Source organism: Streptomyces sp. NPDC055966, from assembly GCF_042269865.1.
Classification (GTDB): Bacteria; Actinomycetota; Actinomycetes; order Streptomycetales; family Streptomycetaceae; genus Streptomyces.
The window spans coordinates 57,641-73,353 of the sequence record NZ_JBHJYK010000001.1; the positions used below are offsets into that span (position 1 = coordinate 57,641).

The following is a 15,713-nucleotide window of genomic DNA, read 5'->3' on the forward strand; positions in this document are numbered from 1 at the left end:
TGTCGGAGAAGCCTTTTCTGGCAGACTTGATGCCCATGAGTGACTCGGCCGTGACGCAGTCGGAAGGTCGCCAGGAGGCGGCCGCTCCGAGGGCGGTCACGGGCGAGGGCACACCGGGTCCGCGCCGCGGGCTGCGCCGGCCCCGGCGGCCCCGGCTCTGGTTCGAAGTCCTTCTGATCGCGGTGAGTTACTGGACGTACTCACTGATCCGCAACGCCGTCCCGGAGCAGAAGGCCGAGGCGCTGCGCAACGCGGACTGGATCTGGCGCGTCGAGCATCTTCTGGGCATCGCCGTGGAACGGTCGGTCAACCACACCGTGAATTCGGTGACTTGGCTGATCATCGGGATGAACTACTACTACGCCACACTGCACTTCATCATCACGCTGGGTGTGCTGGTGTGGCTGTACCGCCGGCATCCCGGGCGGTACGCGGCGGCCCGGCTGGTGCTGTTCGCGACCACGGGTGTGGCGCTCGTCGGTTACTACCTGTTCCCGCTCGCGCCGCCCCGGCTGATGCGCGGCGGGCACTTCGTGGACACCGTGCTGGTGCACCACACCTGGGGCTCGATGGCCTCCGGCGACCTCAAGCACATGTCCAACCAGTACGCCGCGATGCCGTCCATGCACATCGGGTGGTCGCTGTGGTGCGGGGTGACGGTCTTCGCGCTGGCGTCCGTGCCGTGGGTGCGGGTGCTGGGGCTGCTGTATCCGATGACCACGCTCCTCGTCATCGTGTCCACCGCCAACCACTTCTGGCTCGACGCGGTCGGCGGTGTGCTCTGCCTGAGCTTCGGGTTCGGGGTGGCCGGGGTCGTGTACGGGGCGGTGCCGCACCGGCTGCCGCGGCGCGTGGCGGAGCCGGTCGGGGCGGATCCCGTTGCGGCACCGGCCGGCCGTCACGTTCCGTCGCCGTAGAACAGCTCCTCGACGGTGGTGCGCGCCCGGCGCGTCGTACGGCGGTAGGCGTCCAGCATGTCCCCCGCGTGACCGGCGCCGTAGCCCAGGTAGCGGCCCACCGCCGCCAGCTCGCGCGGCTCCGTGGGGAAGGTGTCGCCCGCCCGGCCGCGCACCAGCATCACCGCGTTGCGCACCCGGGTGGCCAGGACCCACGCCTCGTCCAGGATCTCCGTGTCCTCGGCGGACAGCAGCCCGGCCTCGCGGGCGGCGACGAGGGCCTGGCGGGTGCGGGTGGTGCGCAGGCCGGGCAGTTCCCAGCCGTGCCGGAGCTGGAGCAGCTGGACGGTCCACTCGACGTCCGACAGTCCGCCCGGGCCGAGCTTCGTGTGCAGCTTGGGGTCGGCGCCGCGCGGGAGGCGCTCGGACTCCATGCGGGCCTTCAGCCGGCGGATCTCGCGGACGGCGTCCTCGGCCAGGCCGTGGCGGGGGTAGCGGAGCGGGTCGATCAGTTCGGTGAAGCGCCGGCCGAGGTCCTCGTCCCCGGCGACCGGCTCGGCGCGCAGCAGGGCCTGCGACTCCCAGACGAGCGACCAGCGGCGGTAGTACGCCTCGTACGCCTTCAGGGTGCGCACCAGCGGGCCCGACTTGCCCTCCGGGCGCAGGTCGGCGTCGATGAGCAGCGGCGGGTCGGCGCTCGGGATCTGGAGCAGGCGGCGCATCTCGGCGACCACCTTGTTCGCGGCGGCGGCCGCCTCGTGCTCGGGCACGCCGTCCTGCGGTTCGTGGACGAAGAGGACGTCGGCGTCCGAGCCGTAGCCCAGCTCGTGACCGCCGAACCGGCCCATCCCTATCATCGCGAAACGGGTCGGGAGCGTGTCGCCCCAGCCGTCCCGCACCACGGCGCGCAGGGTGCCGGCGAGGGTGGCCGCGGTGAGGTCCGAGACCGCCGCGCCGACCTGGTCCACCAGGGCGCCCTGGTGGGCCTCGGCCGGGCGGGTCTCGGTGCCGTAGGAGCCGACGATGTCGGCGGCGGCCGTACGGAACAGCTCGCGCCGGCGTACGCCGCGGGCCGCGGTGACGCCCTGCTCGGCGTTCTCGGCGCGGCCCACCGCGGCGAGGATCTCCTGCTCCAGGGGGGTGCGCTCGCGGGGGGTGAGGCCGGCTCCGGGCATGCCGGTGCCGTCGCCGTCGCCCAGCAGGGCCACCGCCTCGGGGGCGCGCATGAGGAGGTCGGGGGCGAGGCGGCCCGCCGAGAGGACCCGGGCGAGGTTCTCCGCCGCCGCGCCCTCGTCGCGCAGGAGGCGCAGGTACCAGGGGGTCTTGCCGAGCGCGTCGGAGACCTTGCGGAAGTTGAGCAGGCCCGCGTCCGGGTCCGCCGAGTCGGCGAACCAGCCGAGGAGGACGGGCAGGAGGGTGCGCTGGATGGCCGCCTTGCGGGTCACGCCGGAGGCCAGGGCCTCCAGGTGGCGCAGGGCCGCGGCCGGGTCGGCGTAGCCGAGGGCGACGAGGCGTTCGCGGGCCGCGACGGCGCTCAGGCGGGCCTCGCCCGGGGCGAGTTGGGCGACGGCGTCCAGGAGGGGGCGGTAGAAGAGCTTCTCGTGCAGGCGCCGTACGACGCCGGTGTGTCTCTTCCATTCGCGGTTCAGTTCCGCGACGGGGTCCGTGCGCAGGCCGAGGGAGCGGCCGAGGCGGCGCTGGTCCTCCTCGGCCACGGGGACGAGGTGGGTGCGGCGCAGGCGGTACAGCTGGATGCGGTGCTCCATGGCCCGCAGGAAGCGGTACGCCTCGGCCAGGCGGGCGGCGTCCTCGCGGCCCACGTAGCCCCCGGCGGCGAGGGCCTGGAGGGCGTCCAGGGTGGTGCCGCTGCGCAGGGACTGGTCGGCGCGGCCGTGGACGAGCTGGAGGAGCTGGACGGCGAACTCGACGTCGCGCAGGCCGCCGGGGCCGAGTTTGAGTTCCCGGTCGATCTCGGAGGCGGGGATGTTGTCGATGACGCGGCGGCGCATCTTCTGGACGTCCGGTACGAAGTTCTCGCGTTCGGCGGCCTGCCAGACCAGGGGGTCGAGCGCGTCGACGTAGGCCCGGCCGAGGGCGGCGTCGCCCGCGACCGGGCGGGCCTTGAGCAGGGCCTGGAACTCCCAGGTCTTCGCCCAGCGTTGGTAGTAGGCGAGGTGGGAGGAGAGGGTGCGGACGAGGGGGCCGTTGCGGCCCTCGGGGCGGAGGTTGGCGTCCACCGGCCAGATCGAGCCCTCGACCGTGGTCTCCGAGCAGATGCGCATCAGGTGCGAGGCGAGGCGGGTGGCGGCGGTGAGGGCCTTGGCCTCGGTGACGGACTCCGTCGCCTCCGCCACGAAGATCACGTCCACGTCGGAGACGTAGTTCAGTTCGTGTCCGCCGCACTTGCCCATCGCGATCACCGCCAGGCGGCAGGCCGCGGCGTCCTCGGGGGCGGCCGCCTGCGCCAGAGCCAGGGCGGTGCGGAGGGTGGCGGCCGCGAGGTCCGCGAGTTCCGCCGCCGTCTGGGCCACGTCCGTGGTGCCGCAGACGTCGCGGGCGGCGATGGAGAGCAGGCAGCGGCGGTAGGCCACGCGGAGGGAGACCGGGTCGGAAACCTCGGCCAGGCCGCGCTCGAACTCCGCGAGGCCGGGGTGGAGGTCGTGCGGCTCGTAGGTGACCAGGGCCTGCCAGTCGGCGGGGTGGCGGGCGAGGTGGTCGGTGAGGGCGGTGGAGGCGCCGAGGACTCCCAGGAGGCGGTCGCGCAGGGGTTTGGCCGCGATGAGGGTGTCGAGGAGTTCGCGGTGGTCCGTGGAGGTGGGCTGGGCCTCCAGGAGGCGGACGAGGCCGTGCAGGGCCAGGTCGGGGTCGGCGGTCGCGCCCAGGGCTGCCAGGAGGACGGGGTCGTTGCGGACGGGGGCCAGTTCGGGGCCGTCGAGGAGGCGCTCGGCGGCGGAGGGGTCGGTGAAGCCGTGTCGTAGCAGGCGGGTGAAGGTGCTGCTCCTGCGGCCCGGCGTCATGCTCGGCCTCCCCTGGGGATCTCGGTCGTCCTGGGCCGAGCCTAGCCGGATGCGGGGGGGTGGGGAGCGGGTGGTGGGGCCGGGGCGGGGGTGCGGGTGCGGGGTGCGGGTGCGGGGTGCGGGGCTGACATGCCTGCGGCGGCCCGTGCGGGGCCGTGGGGGTGCAGGTCGCGCCCAGGCGGGTGGGGAGTCGGTGCCGCGCCTGCGCGGAGGTGGTGGGTGGATGCCTGCGGCGGCCCGTGCGGGCCCGTGGGGGTGCGGGTCGCGCCCAGGGGGGCGGTGGGTCGGTGCCGCGCCGGGTGGTGTCCGTCCTCGGTCCGGCGGACTCTTGGGAGAGGGGTGGGGCGGTGTGTGCGCCGGCCGCTGCGGGCGGACACCACCCGGCACGTCCCCTTCCCGCCGTGTGCGGCCATCCCCCGGTCGCGGCCGCGGGAAGCGCCCGTCGCCGTCCGCGGCCGTCCGTCTGGTTCCGGGGAGGACCGGGCGCCGTCCGTGGGCGGTCGTCCGGGCGGCCACGGGAAGCGCCGGTCGTCGTCCGTGGGCGGCCGTCCGTCCGGTCGGGTTCGGGGAGCGTCGGTCGCGCCAGGCGTTCATCCGGTCTTCACCGTCTGGGTTGAGGGGCTTGGGGTGGGGGAATGTTGGCGTGTGCATGCTCTGTCCGCACCGCCAACCCCGTTCCTCCCCCCCACCCGGAGGTTGATGTGTCCGGCAGTTCCGTCTACCGCCGTGCCCGTACGGCCGTGGCGTCGACAACCGCCTTCGCCGCGGTCGCGGTCGGGCTGTGGACCGGCCTCGGAGGCGCGTCCGCGCACGCCGCGAGCGCCGTTCCGAGCCCGGATCACGTGGTCGTCGTGGTCCTTGAGAACCATGCGTACAGCCAGGTCATCGGTTCCTCCAGCGCCCCCTACATCAACTCGCTGGTGTCGGGAGGTGCCAAGCTGACGCAGTCGTACGCCGAGACCCACCCCAGCCAGCCGAACTACTACGCCATGTTCTCCGGCGACACGCAGGGGGTGACGGACGACAGCTGTGTCACCCCCGGGTTCTCGTCGGCCGCGAACCTGGCGTCCGAGGTGATCGCCGCGGGCCGGACCTGGGCCAGCTACAACGAGGATCTGCCCAGCCAGGGCGACACCTCGTGCAGCAGCGGCGACTACGCCCAGAAGCACAACCCCTGGTTCGGGTTCAGCAACATCCCGACGGACAGCGCCATGACGTTCGACCAGTTCCCGACGGACTACACCCAGCTCCCGCAGATGTCGTACGTCATCCCCAACCTGTGCAGCGACATGCACGACTGCTCGGTGTCCACCGGTGACACCTGGCTGAAGAACAACCTCGGCGCGTACGCCACGTGGGCCAAGACCCACAACAGCCTGCTCGTCGTCACGTTCGACGAGGACAACCGGCTGAGCGGCAACCGCATTCCGACGGTTCTGTACGGGCAGCCGGTCACGGCCGGGGCGTCCAGCTCCACGACGTACAACCACTACGACCTGCTGCGCACCCTGGAGGACACGCAGGGGCTGAGCACGCACGCCGGCAACGCCTCCTCCGCTCAGGACATCACCGGGATCTGGGCGTCCTGAGGTGTACGTAGCGGACAGCCGCGCGACACGGCAGACGTCCGCCGACGGCGCCGCCCGGCCTTCGGCCGGGCGGCGCCGGAGCGTGGTCGCTCCTGCCGTCCTCGCCCTGGGTGCCGTCAGTCTCGTCACGGACGTGTCGTCGGAGATGGTCACGGCCGTGCTGCCGTTGTACCTGGTGACGGGGCTCGGTCTGTCGCCGCTGGGCTTCGGGCTGCTCGACGGCGTCTACAACGGTTTCTCGGCGCTCGTACGGCTCGTGGGCGGGCACTTGGCGGACCGGGGCGGCGGGCGGCACAAGTGGGTCGCCGGGTTCGGGTACGGTCTCTCGGCCCTGTGCAAGCCGCTGTTGCTGGTCGCCCACTCGCTGACGCCGATCGGGCTCGTGCTCGCCGCCGACCGGACCGGGAAGGGGCTGCGGACGGCGCCGAGGGACGCCCTGATCTCGTTGTCCAGTACGCCGCAGGCGCGAGGGCGGGCCTTCGGGGTGCACCGGGCCATGGACACGGCGGGCGCGCTGCTCGGACCGCTGGTGGCGTTCCTGATCCTGCGGGCGACGGTGGACGGGTACGACGCCGTGTTCACCGTCAGCTTCTGCGTCGCGGTGCTCGGCGTGCTGGTGCTGGTGCTGTTCGTGCCGGGCGGGCGGGGGGACCGTGGCGCGGGCGCGGGCGCGGTTCCTGGCGAGCGGCCCACCCTGTCGGCCGCCCTGCGGCTGCTGGGGCGCCGTGATCTGCGCCGGATCACCGTGTGCGCGCTGCTGCTGGGTCTGGCGACGGTCAGTGACTCGTTCGTGTATCTGCTGCTCCAGCGGCGGCTGGGCGTGCCCGACCGGTGGTTCGCGTTGCTGCCGCTCGGCACGGCCGGCGCGTTCCTGCTGCTGGCGGTCCCGCTCGGCCGGCTCGCGGACCGGGTGGGGAGGTGGGCCGTGTTCCTGGGCGGGCACGGGGCGCTGCTCGTCGCGTACGCGCTTCTCCTCACGTCGTGGCACGGCGCCGGGCTGCCGTACGTCGTCCTCGCCCTGCACGGCACCTTCTACGCGGCCACGGACGGGGTGCTGATGGCGGCGGCCTCGGAGGGGGTGCCGGAGGCGCTGCGTTCGTCCGGGCTGGCGCTCGTGCAGACCGGGCAGGCGATGGCCCGGTTCGCCTGCTCGCTGCTGTTCGGGGCGGCCTGGACGGTGTGGGGCGACCGGGCGGCGCTGTCCGGGGCCGCGGTGGCGCTGGTCGGCTGTGCCGCGTTCGCCCTGACCGTGCGTCCGAAGGGGACGGTGACCACCGCATGAGCGTACGCAACCGCATCCTGGTCCTGGTCTCGGCCGTCGCCGTGCTGGCCGCGATCGGGGTGGCCTCCGTCCTGCACGCCTCGGCCCGCGCCGAACGTCGTGACCAGGTTCAGGCGGGCGGGCCGCGGGTCGCCCCGGGGACGGTCACGCTGACCGGGACCGGGAGCGGGAAGGGGCGGATGGTCTTCCGGAACATGTCCTGGGGGCCGCACCGGGACGAGCTGACGTCGGTTCCGGCGGACGACCCGGGTGGGACGCGCACGGCCTCCGGCGTCAAGTGCCTGCGTTTCTACGCCGCTTCGGGCGTGGGGGTGTGCCTCCAGGCCGTGCACGGCCCGGTGTCGGACACGTACCGGGCGGTGATCCTGGACGCGCGGCTGCGGACGGTGCACCGCTACGACGTGCCGGGCATCCCGTCGCGGGCGCGGGTGTCGCCGACGGGCCATTTCGCCGCCTGGACCGCGTTCGTGGGCGGTGACAGCTATGCCGGTACGAACTTCTCCACCCGCGCGGCCATCGTGGACACGCGGAGCGGTGAGCTGATCCCGTCGCTGGAGGACTTCCGGATCGTCAAGGACGGGCATCCGTACCGGGCGGCCGACGCCAACTTCTGGGGAGTCACGTTCGCGGCGGACGACCGCACCTTCTACGCCACGCTCGCCACGGGCGGGAGCACCTACCTGGTCCGGGGCGACCTGCGCACGCGTACGGTGACGACCCTGCACGCGAACGTGGAGTGCCCGTCGCTGTCGCCGGACGGCACGCGCGTCGCCTACAAGAAGCGCGTCAAGGGCCTGCCCAAGGACGCCCCTTGGCATCTGTACGTCCTCGACCTGCGGACGATGAAGGAGACCGCCCTGGCCGAGTCGAGGAGCGTGGACGATCAGGTGGTGTGGCGCGACGCGCGCACGCTCGTGTACGCGCTGCCGGCCGACTACGGCGCCGACCTGTACACCGTTCCCGCGGACGGCTCCGGCGTGCCGCGCCGGATCGCCTCCGCCGCGCTGTCCCCCGCGTTCCCGGACTGAGGCCCCCGGTCAGGGCAGCGTCCAGAACCTGACGGTGACCAGATAGAAGACGGCGGCCCAGAAGACCATCGCCGCCGCCACGATGCCCAGGCCGCGGATGTTGGCTCCGAGCGACGGCTCGGCGGCGGGGGGACGCAGCCAGCGGCCGAGCAGCGGGTTCACGTAGTAGGGCATCGTGAGGAAGCTCATGAGGAAGCTCGACAGCAGGTTGCCGACGAGCAGGCCGATCCAGAGCGGCAGGTGCAGCGGGAACAGGGCGAGCGTCAGGAGTACGACGGTCGGGTAGAGCCCGACCCAGACGGCGAGCGAGGTCTTCGTCACGGAGGGCGGCGGCGGTGTCTCCTCGCCGTCGCCCCCGAAGGCGAACCAGCTGCCGAACGAGTTGTCGATCGTGTGCAGTCGGAAGTCGTCGAACTTCTCGCCCTCGGCCAGGATCCGCTGCCGCTGCGGTGACGTCAGCCAGGCGTCGAGGTGCTCCGCGCTGTCGTAGCGGTACAGGGTCGTCCACTCCTCCTGGAGGCCCTCGACGGGGCGGAAGAGCTCGGTCCCGCGGAACCCCGCGAACTTGCTCTCCTCCTGTGTCATGCGGTGCTGCCAGTCGAGGAACTCGTCGACGTGCCGCGGGGCGACCCGGTGAGTGACCACCACGGTCACGAGGGGGTCGAGGGTCTGGGTGCCGCTGCTGACCACCTGCTGGGTCGCCGGGCCGTCGAAGTACCCGGCACCGGCGTCGAGATACGCCTGCCGGGTCGCGCTGTTGATCCACGTCTGCAGATGCGGCACCGAGTCGAAGCGGTACACGACGACCCAGTCGGGTTGCAGCGGTGTCGGCCGCGAGGTCTCGGCGCCGAGGAAACCGGGGTAGGAGGAGGCCGCGGTGTTGAGGTCCGCCTGCCAGGACGCGAAGTCCTCCTCGGCCCCGGGCAGGACCTTCTGACCGATGATCGCCGTGGCGGCGGCGGCCACGTTCTTCGCGGTGTTCACGTTCCTCGCGGTGTTCATGGTGCTCGGCCTGCCGCCACCGACTGCTGTGCCTGGAGCCGGCCGTAGATCCGTTCCGGGGTCAGCGGCAGCGCACGGTAGCGGATGCCGGTCGCGTCATGGACCGCGTTCGCCAGCGCGGGGGCCACCGGGTTGATGCAGCACTCCGCCATGCCCTTCGCGTGCAGGGGCCCCACCGAGTCCGCCGAGCCGACCAGGAGGACCTCGGTGCGGGGGACGTCCGCGTAGGTGGGGATGCGGTAGTTCCGCAGGCTGGGGTTGGTCATGACGCCGTGGTCGTCGACGTGGTGGTTCTCGGTCAGCGCGAAGCCGATCCCCTGGGCGACACCGCCCTCCACCTGCCCGCGGACCTGGGCGGGGTTGATCACCACGCCGACGTCCGCCGCCTGCACGCTGTACAGGATCCGTATCTCCCCCGTCACCCGGTGCACGGCAACCCGGAACCCCTGGGTGTTGGAGGTGACGCTTCGGGGCGAGCCGTAGGCCTTGCGGGCGGCGGTGAACCGGATGCCGCGCGCCCGGGCGGCGGCGACGAGCTCGGCCAGCGACACCCGCCGGTCCCCGCAGACGACTCCGTCGTCGTCCATGGAGCACAGCACGACGTGCACGCCCGTGTGCGCCGCGGCGAACTCCAGGATGCGGTCGCGTACGGCACCGGCCGCGCGCAGCACGGCGTTGCCGGCCACGGAGAGGCCCGCGCTCGCGAAGGCGCCGGTGTCGAATCCGTTGCGGTCGGTGTCGGACTGCACCAGACGGATCCGCGCCGGCGTCGTGCGCAGTTGGCCGGCCGCGATCTGGACATGGGCGGTGGAGGTGCCCTCCCCGAACTCGACCGTTCCCACGGCCAGTTCGTAGACGAGGTCGTCGCCGAGCGTGACCCAGGCCTCGGAGAGGTGCTCGGTCGGGGGCGCGGTCTCGTGCAGGGAGCTCGCCACGCCGGTCCCGACGAGCCACTCGGGGCCGGGGGGCGGCCGGCCGGCGGTACGGGCCAGGGCGTCGCCCACCAGATCGATGCACCGCGCGAGGGCGTCCTCGGTGAAGACCACATCGTCGGGGCCGTCGTGCAGGGCGACCAGGGGCTCGCCGGGCCGCACGATGTTGCGCCGGCGCAGTTCGAGCGGGTCGAGGTGCAGGGCGCGGGCGAGTTCGTCCATCGCGGACTCGACCGCGAACGCCGGCTGGGTCATCCCGTAGCCGCGCAGGGCGCCGCTCGGCACGGTGTTCGTGTAGACGGAGTAGGCGTCGTACCTCTTGTTGGGGCAGCGGTAGACCATGACGGCGGCGCCGCCCGCGTACAGCGTCTCGCCGCCGTGGTTGCCGTAGGCGCCGGTGTTGGACACGTTGCGCACCTGGAAGGCGGTGAGCGTGCCGTCCGCCTTCGCGCCGAGCTTGACCGTCAGGGTCATGGGGTGCCGCGGCGAGGCGGTGGTGAACTCCTCCTCGCGGGTGTACTCCAGGCAGGTGGGCCGCCCGGTGTCCAGGGTGGCGAGCGCGACCAGGTCCTCCGCTATCACCTCCTGTTTGCCGCCGAATCCGCCGCCGACGCGCTTGCAGAACACCCGCACCTGTTCGGGCCGCAGCGCGAACAGGTACTCCAGTTTGACCTTGGCGATCGACGGTGACTGCGAACTGGTGCGGACGTTCAGCCGGCCGTCCTGAAGCCAGGCCATCGCGCCATGGGTCTCCAGATGGACGTGCTGCACCCGCGGCGAGAAGTACGTGCCCTCGTGGATCACGTCGGCCTGGGCGAAGCCGGTGTCGACGTCGCCGATGCGGGAGTGCAGTTCGACCAGGATGTTGTGGTCGGGGTCGCGCACGAACGGGTCGTCCGAGCCGTGCAGCCGGGGTGCGCCGTCGGCCATCGCCTCCTCGGGGTCGAACACCGCCGGCAGCATCTCGTACTCCACGTCCAGGCGGCGGCAGCCCTCCTCCGCCGCGCCGACCGTGTCGGCCAGGACCGCGGCGACGCGCTGGCCGGCGAAGCGGACCGTGTCGTCGAGGACGAAGGTGTCGTCCGGGTCGACCAGGTGGTCGGTGTGGATCGCCGTGGTGAAGCGCTTACGGGGCACGTCCTGCCAGGTGTAGACCCGGTGCACGCCGGGCACCGCGAGCGCGGCGCTCCTGTCGATCGAGAGGATCCGGGCGTGTGCGTGGGGCGAGTGCAGCACCTTGAGGTGCAGCATGCCGTCGATGTGCGTGTCCATCGTGAACTCGGCGTGGCCGGTGACCACGTCGTGGCCCGCGGGCGCGCCGACGCTCGTCCCGACGGCCTTGCCGGGCGCGGCCGTCTCGACCGCGCCGACGCCCTTCACGGCGTCCTCGATCGCCCGGTAGCCGGTGCAGCGGCAGAGGTTGCCCTTCAGCGCCCGGGGCAGATCGGCCTTCTGCTCCTCGGTGAAGGTGGCCGACGTCATGATCATCCCGGCGGTGCAGAAGCCGCACTGGAATCCCGGGGCTTCCTCGAACCGCCGCTGCACGGGATGCGGTGCGCCGGGCCGCCCGAGGCCCTCGATCGTGGTCACCGCACGTCCGTCCGCCCGGAACGCGGGGGTGATGCAGCTGTGTACGGGGTCGCCGTCCAGCCATACCGTGCAGGCTCCGCAGTCGCCCGCGTCGCACCCCTTCTTGACGCCGTAGTGGCCGAGTTCGCGCAGGAAGGTACGCAGGCACTGGCCGGGGGCCGGTTCCCGGTCGAACGTCCGGCCGTTCACGAGGTAGGTCATGGCAGGTCCCCAGCCGTGAGCTCGCGGCGGATCTCCTCGGCGAAGTGGTACGTCAGATGGCGGCGGTGCTCGGGGGTCCCGTTGGGATCGGCGAACCAGACGTCGGCCGGCAGGGCGTCGATGCGCTGCCGCAGGGTCCGGGCATCGGGCACGGAGGGGAAGGCGATGCGGACGGGCCGGGTGGTGCCGGCGGTGAGGGTGAGCGCCAGGTCGCTCCCGCCCCGTCGCTGGGTGCCGACGAGGAACACCGTCGAACGGCCGAGCCGGGTCAGGCTGAAGCGGCGGTGCGCGGTGCGTCTGCGCAGGGCGTGCGCGGGAATGGTGACGCGCCGCAGGATCTCGCCGGGCGTGAGGATGTTGTGGTGCTCGCCCGTGACGAAATCGAGGGCGTCGACGAAGCGCCCGGAGCCGTCGGGAGCCCACAGTTCGTACCGCGCCTCCAGCGCCACGGCCAGCGTGATCATCGGGCCGGCGGGCAGGGACATGCAGATGTTGCCGCCGACGGTCGCCGCGTTCCAGACCTTGAACGAGGACAGGAAGGCGTCGCAGGCCGCGTGGAAGAGGATGCCCGCCGTCCAGTCCAGGGGCCAGGTCTGGGCGTACAGGTCGCGGACGGTGCAGGTGGCACCGATCTCCAGGCCCTCGTCGCTGCGGACGAGGGGCTCCCAGCGCAGCGCCGTCAGGTCGATCAGCCGGCTCAGGTCCGGTTGCTCCACGGAATAGAGCCACGTCCCCCCGGCGAGCCAGGCGTCCCCCTCGCGCCAGTCCGCGCCCGGCCGTTCGGACGGTCGCCGGACTACTTCGGTGATGGTGTTGAGGTCCATGAGAACCGACCTACGGAGAACCGGCCTGCGGTGGACAACCGCCCCGCCCCCGAGGGGAGACCGGCGGGGCCGGACACCTTTTTCCCAGCCTAACGCAGCGCACCCACGGCGGCCCGAGGGACGAGAAGAACCGACCGTAGCCGACCCGCGCCGGAGAGTCACCCCTGCGCCGTACCGCCAACCCGGCCCACGAGGGGCCGGGTTGCGACGGCGGCCCTACAGCACCGGCAGGTTCTTCCTCAGCTCGAACGCGGTGACCTCGCTGCGGTACTCGTGCCACTCGGCCTGCTTGTTGCGCAGGAAGAAGTCGAAGACGTGCTCGCCGAGGGTCTCGGCGACCAGGTCGCTGCGTTCCATCAGGGCGAGGGCCTCGCCCAGGTTCTGGGGCAGGGGCTCGATGCCCATCGCGCGGCGCTCGGCGTCGGACAGGGCCCAGACGTCGTCCTCGGCGCCGGGCGGCAGTTCGTAGCCCTCCTCGATGCCCTTCAGGCCGGAGGCCAGGAGCAGGGCGTAGGCCAGGTAGGGGTTGGCGCCCGAGTCCAGGGAGCGGACCTCCACGCGCGCGGAGCCGGTCTTGCCGGGCTTGTACATGGGGACGCGGACCAGGGCGCTGCGGTTGTTGTGGCCCCAGCAGATGTACGACGGGGCCTCGCCGCCGGCGCCGGCCGTGCGCTCGGAGCCGCCCCAGATGCGCTTGTAGGAGTTCACCCACTGGTTGGTGACCGCCGAGATCTCCGCCGCGTGCCTGAGCAGACCCGCGATGAAGGAACGGCCGACCTTGGAGAGCTGGTACTCGGCGCCCGACTCGTAGAACGCGTTGCGGTCGCCCTCGAAGAGGGACAGGTGGGTGTGCATGCCGCTGCCCGGGTGCTCGGAGAAAGGCTTCGGCATGAAGGTCGCCTGCACGCCCTGCTCCAGGGCCACCTGCTTCATGACCAGGCGGAACGTCATGATGTTGTCGGCCGTGGAGAGCGCGTCGGCGTAGCGCAGGTCGATCTCCTGCTGGCCGGGGGCGCCCTCGTGGTGGGAGAACTCGACCGAGATGCCCATCGACTCCAGCATGGTGATCGCCTGGCGGCGGAAGTCCATGCCGACGTTGGTCGGGGTGTGGTCGAAGTAGCCGGAGTTGTCGGCCGGGGTGGGGCGCGTGCCGTCCAGCGGGCGGTCCTTCAGCAGGAAGAACTCGATCTCCGGGTGGGTGTAGAAGGTGAAGCCCAGGTCGGAGGTGCGGGCCAGGGCGCGCTTGAGGACGTAGCGCGGGTCGGCGAAGGACGGGGAGCCGTCCGGCATGAGGATGTCGCAGAACATGCGGGCGGTGCCGGGGGTCTCGGCGCGCCAGGGCAGGACCTGGAAGGTGGAGGGGTCCGGCTTGGCGATCATGTCGGACTCGTAGACGCGGGCGAAGCCCTCGATGGCCGAGCCGTCGAAACCGATGCCCTCGTCGAAGGCCTGCTCCAGCTCGGCGGGGGCCACGGCGACGGACTTGAGGAAGCCCAGCACGTCCGTGAACCACAGGCGTACGAACCGGATGTCGCGCTCCTCCAATGTCCGGAGCACGAACTCCTGCTGCTTGTCCATCTTCCGCTTCCCCATCCTTGCTGGTCAGGCCGCCTTCACACGCGAGCGCGGGAGACGGTCGGGCACCTGAGCATCACACCACAACAGCGTTTCGAGCGCGTTGCGGACCTTGATCGCCCGAGCGTCCTCGGCCTGAACGGCTCTCGTACGACAGGTGTACTGCCGTCTCCCGCCCATCTTGCCCGCTCGGACCGGCATTCGTCATGGCCGGATCCTCGCGGGACGTGAGGGAGACCACGCCCGTTTAATTTGCATCTCAGATGCAAGTTTTCATAGCGTGCCGATCAGCCGCGATGTGAAGAGATCCGACGAGATCCGAGGAGATCCGATGCTGTCCGAGCAGTCCGCGAGCACCGTCCGCGCCACCCTTCCCGCCGTCGGTGCGGCCATCGGCGAGATCACCGAGCGCTTCTACGACCGGCTCTTCGCCGCCCGCCCCGAGCTGCTGCGCGACCTGTTCAACCGGGGCAACCAGGCCTCCGGCGCCCAGAAGCAGGCCCTCGCCGGCTCCATCGCCGCGTTCGCCACGCATCTCGTCCAGCACCCGGACCAGCGGCCCGACGCCATGCTCGGCCGGATCGCGCACAAGCACGCCGCCCTGGGCGTGGCCCCCGAGCACTACCCGATCGTCCACGAGCACCTCCTCGCCGCGATCACCGAGGTCCTCGGCGAGGCCGTCACGCCCGAGGTGGCCGCCGCCTGGGACGAGGTCTACTGGCTGATGGCCAACGCGCTCATCGCCGTCGAGAAGCGGCTGTACGAGGAGAGCGGCAGCACCGGGCGGCGGCCGTGGGAGGTCGTGGAGCGCGTCGAGGAGACGGCGGACGTCGTCACCTTCCGGCTGCGCCCGGCCGACGGCGGCCCGGTGCGCGGCTTCCGGGCCGGCCAGTACGTCTCCGTCCAGGTCGAACTGCCCGACGGCGCCCGCCAGATACGCCAGTACAGCCTGTCCGGCGCGCCGGGCGAGGACGTGCGCCAGTTCAGCGTCAAGCGCGTACCGGGCGACGGCGCAACGCCCGGCGGCGAGGTCTCGAACCACCTCCACGCGCGCGTGCGGGCCGGTGACGTCGTGCTCCTGTCCGAGCCGTACGGCGACCTCGTCCTCGGCGACACCGGGGACCGTCCCCTGCTGCTCGCCTCCGCGGGCATCGGGGTGACCCCGATGGTCGCGATGCTCGCCGCGCTGGCCGCCGACGGCCACCGCGCCCCGGTCACCGTCGTGCACGGCGACCGCTCCCCCGCCGACCACGCCCTGCGCGGCGACCACGAGGCCTGGGCCGCGAAGCTCCCGGACGCCTCGGTCCACCTCTTCTACGAGCGCGACGCCGAGCCCGGCACCCGCACCGGCCTGGTCGACCTCGCCGACGTCGCCGTGGCCCCCGGCACGCGCGCGTACCTGTGCGGCCCGCTGCCCTTCATGCGCGCGGTCCGCACCCAGCTGATCGACAAGGGCGTGGCCCCGGCCGACGTCCACTACGAGGTGTTCGGTCCGGACCTGTGGCTGGCGCATCAGGCCGCCTGACGGGGTCGGCCCCGGTCGTGTCCGGCGGCCACCTCGGTCACCTTGTCCAGGAGCGGCTGGAGCCTCGCGACAAGGCTCTGGTAGTCGGCGCCGCGGCCGTCCGGCCACTGGGCCAGGCCGACCACGAGCAGCCTGGAGTGTCCGGCGAAGGACTGCACCAGAGCGCTGTCCGCCGGCAGCGTCCGCAGACCGGATCCGGTGGGCGGCGCCAGCACGCCCACCTCGTGGTCCGTGGGGTGCGAGCTCAGGGAG

11 protein-coding genes are annotated in these 15,713 nt (G+C 72.3%); 5 read left to right on the forward strand and 6 right to left on the reverse strand.

Annotated elements, in window-relative coordinates; translation table 11 throughout:
• The first annotated feature begins 35 nt into the window (after positions 1 to 35).
• On the forward strand, positions 36 to 917 hold the full coding sequence (locus tag ACFC8N_RS00270) for a phosphatase PAP2 family protein (protein WP_376284970.1): 882 nt from the start codon (positions 36 to 38) through the stop codon (positions 915 to 917).
• Here the strand turns inward: ACFC8N_RS00270 and ACFC8N_RS00275 are convergent.
• Positions 899 to 3,913, reverse strand: a complete 3,015-nt coding sequence (locus ACFC8N_RS00275) for a bifunctional [glutamine synthetase] adenylyltransferase/[glutamine synthetase]-adenylyl-L-tyrosine phosphorylase (protein ID WP_356020716.1) — start codon at positions 3,911 to 3,913, stop codon at positions 899 to 901. The two genes, ACFC8N_RS00270 and ACFC8N_RS00275, sit on opposite strands and share 19 nt — an antisense overlap.
• 701 nt (positions 3,914 to 4,614) lie before the next feature.
• Between ACFC8N_RS00275 and ACFC8N_RS00280 the strand changes: the two genes are divergently transcribed.
• From ACFC8N_RS00280 to ACFC8N_RS00290, 3 genes are read left to right on the forward strand one after another with little or no spacing between them, the layout of a single operon-like run.
• Positions 4,615 to 5,502: an alkaline phosphatase family protein gene (locus ACFC8N_RS00280; RefSeq protein WP_356020713.1), complete on the forward strand. Its 888-nt coding sequence runs from the start codon at positions 4,615 to 4,617 to the stop codon at positions 5,500 to 5,502.
• A 1-nt stretch (position 5,503) separates the two neighbouring features.
• The gene (locus ACFC8N_RS00285; RefSeq protein ID WP_376284973.1) at positions 5,504 to 6,784 is read left to right on the forward strand and encodes an MFS transporter; all 1,281 of its coding nucleotides are present in this window, start codon (positions 5,504 to 5,506) and stop codon (positions 6,782 to 6,784) included.
• Positions 6,781 to 7,812 (forward strand): TolB family protein, encoded by a 1,032-nt coding sequence (locus ACFC8N_RS00290; RefSeq protein WP_376284976.1) that lies wholly within the window; start codon positions 6,781 to 6,783, stop codon positions 7,810 to 7,812. The genes ACFC8N_RS00285 and ACFC8N_RS00290 overlap by 4 nt, the downstream gene beginning before the upstream one ends.
• A 9-nt stretch (positions 7,813 to 7,821) precedes the next feature.
• Here the strand turns inward: ACFC8N_RS00290 and ACFC8N_RS00295 are convergent, their stop codons facing one another.
• From ACFC8N_RS00295 to ACFC8N_RS00310, 4 genes are all read right to left on the reverse strand, one after another.
• Positions 7,822 to 8,814 carry an antibiotic biosynthesis monooxygenase gene (locus ACFC8N_RS00295; RefSeq protein WP_376284979.1) on the reverse strand — a complete coding sequence of 331 codons (993 nt, stop codon included), beginning with the start codon at positions 8,812 to 8,814 and terminating at the stop codon, positions 7,822 to 7,824.
• The gene (locus ACFC8N_RS00300; RefSeq protein ID WP_362820521.1) at positions 8,811 to 11,537 is read right to left on the reverse strand and encodes a molybdopterin cofactor-binding domain-containing protein; all 2,727 of its coding nucleotides are present in this window, start codon (positions 11,535 to 11,537) and stop codon (positions 8,811 to 8,813) included. Before ACFC8N_RS00300 ends, ACFC8N_RS00295 begins: the two co-directional genes overlap by 4 nt.
• Positions 11,534 to 12,361, reverse strand: a complete 828-nt coding sequence (locus tag ACFC8N_RS00305) for an FAD binding domain-containing protein (protein ID WP_376284983.1) — start codon at positions 12,359 to 12,361, stop codon at positions 11,534 to 11,536. Before ACFC8N_RS00305 ends, ACFC8N_RS00300 begins: the two co-directional genes overlap by 4 nt.
• 216 nt (positions 12,362 to 12,577) lie before the next feature.
• Positions 12,578 to 13,939, reverse strand: a complete 1,362-nt coding sequence (locus ACFC8N_RS00310) for a glutamine synthetase family protein (RefSeq protein ID WP_071382540.1) — start codon at positions 13,937 to 13,939, stop codon at positions 12,578 to 12,580.
• A 328-nt stretch (positions 13,940 to 14,267) separates the two neighbouring features.
• On the opposite strand from ACFC8N_RS00310, the gene ACFC8N_RS00315 reads away from it, so the two are divergent.
• Entirely contained in the window at positions 14,268 to 15,461 is a 1,194-nt protein-coding gene (locus ACFC8N_RS00315; RefSeq protein WP_376284986.1) for a globin domain-containing protein, read from the forward strand.
• On the opposite strand, the gene ACFC8N_RS00320 is transcribed toward ACFC8N_RS00315, so the two are convergent.
• Positions 15,449 to 15,682, reverse strand: a complete 234-nt coding sequence (locus ACFC8N_RS00320; RefSeq protein WP_376284989.1) for a hypothetical protein — start codon at positions 15,680 to 15,682, stop codon at positions 15,449 to 15,451. The two genes, ACFC8N_RS00315 and ACFC8N_RS00320, sit on opposite strands and share 13 nt — an antisense overlap.
• Between the last annotated feature and the right edge of the window lie 31 nt (positions 15,683 to 15,713).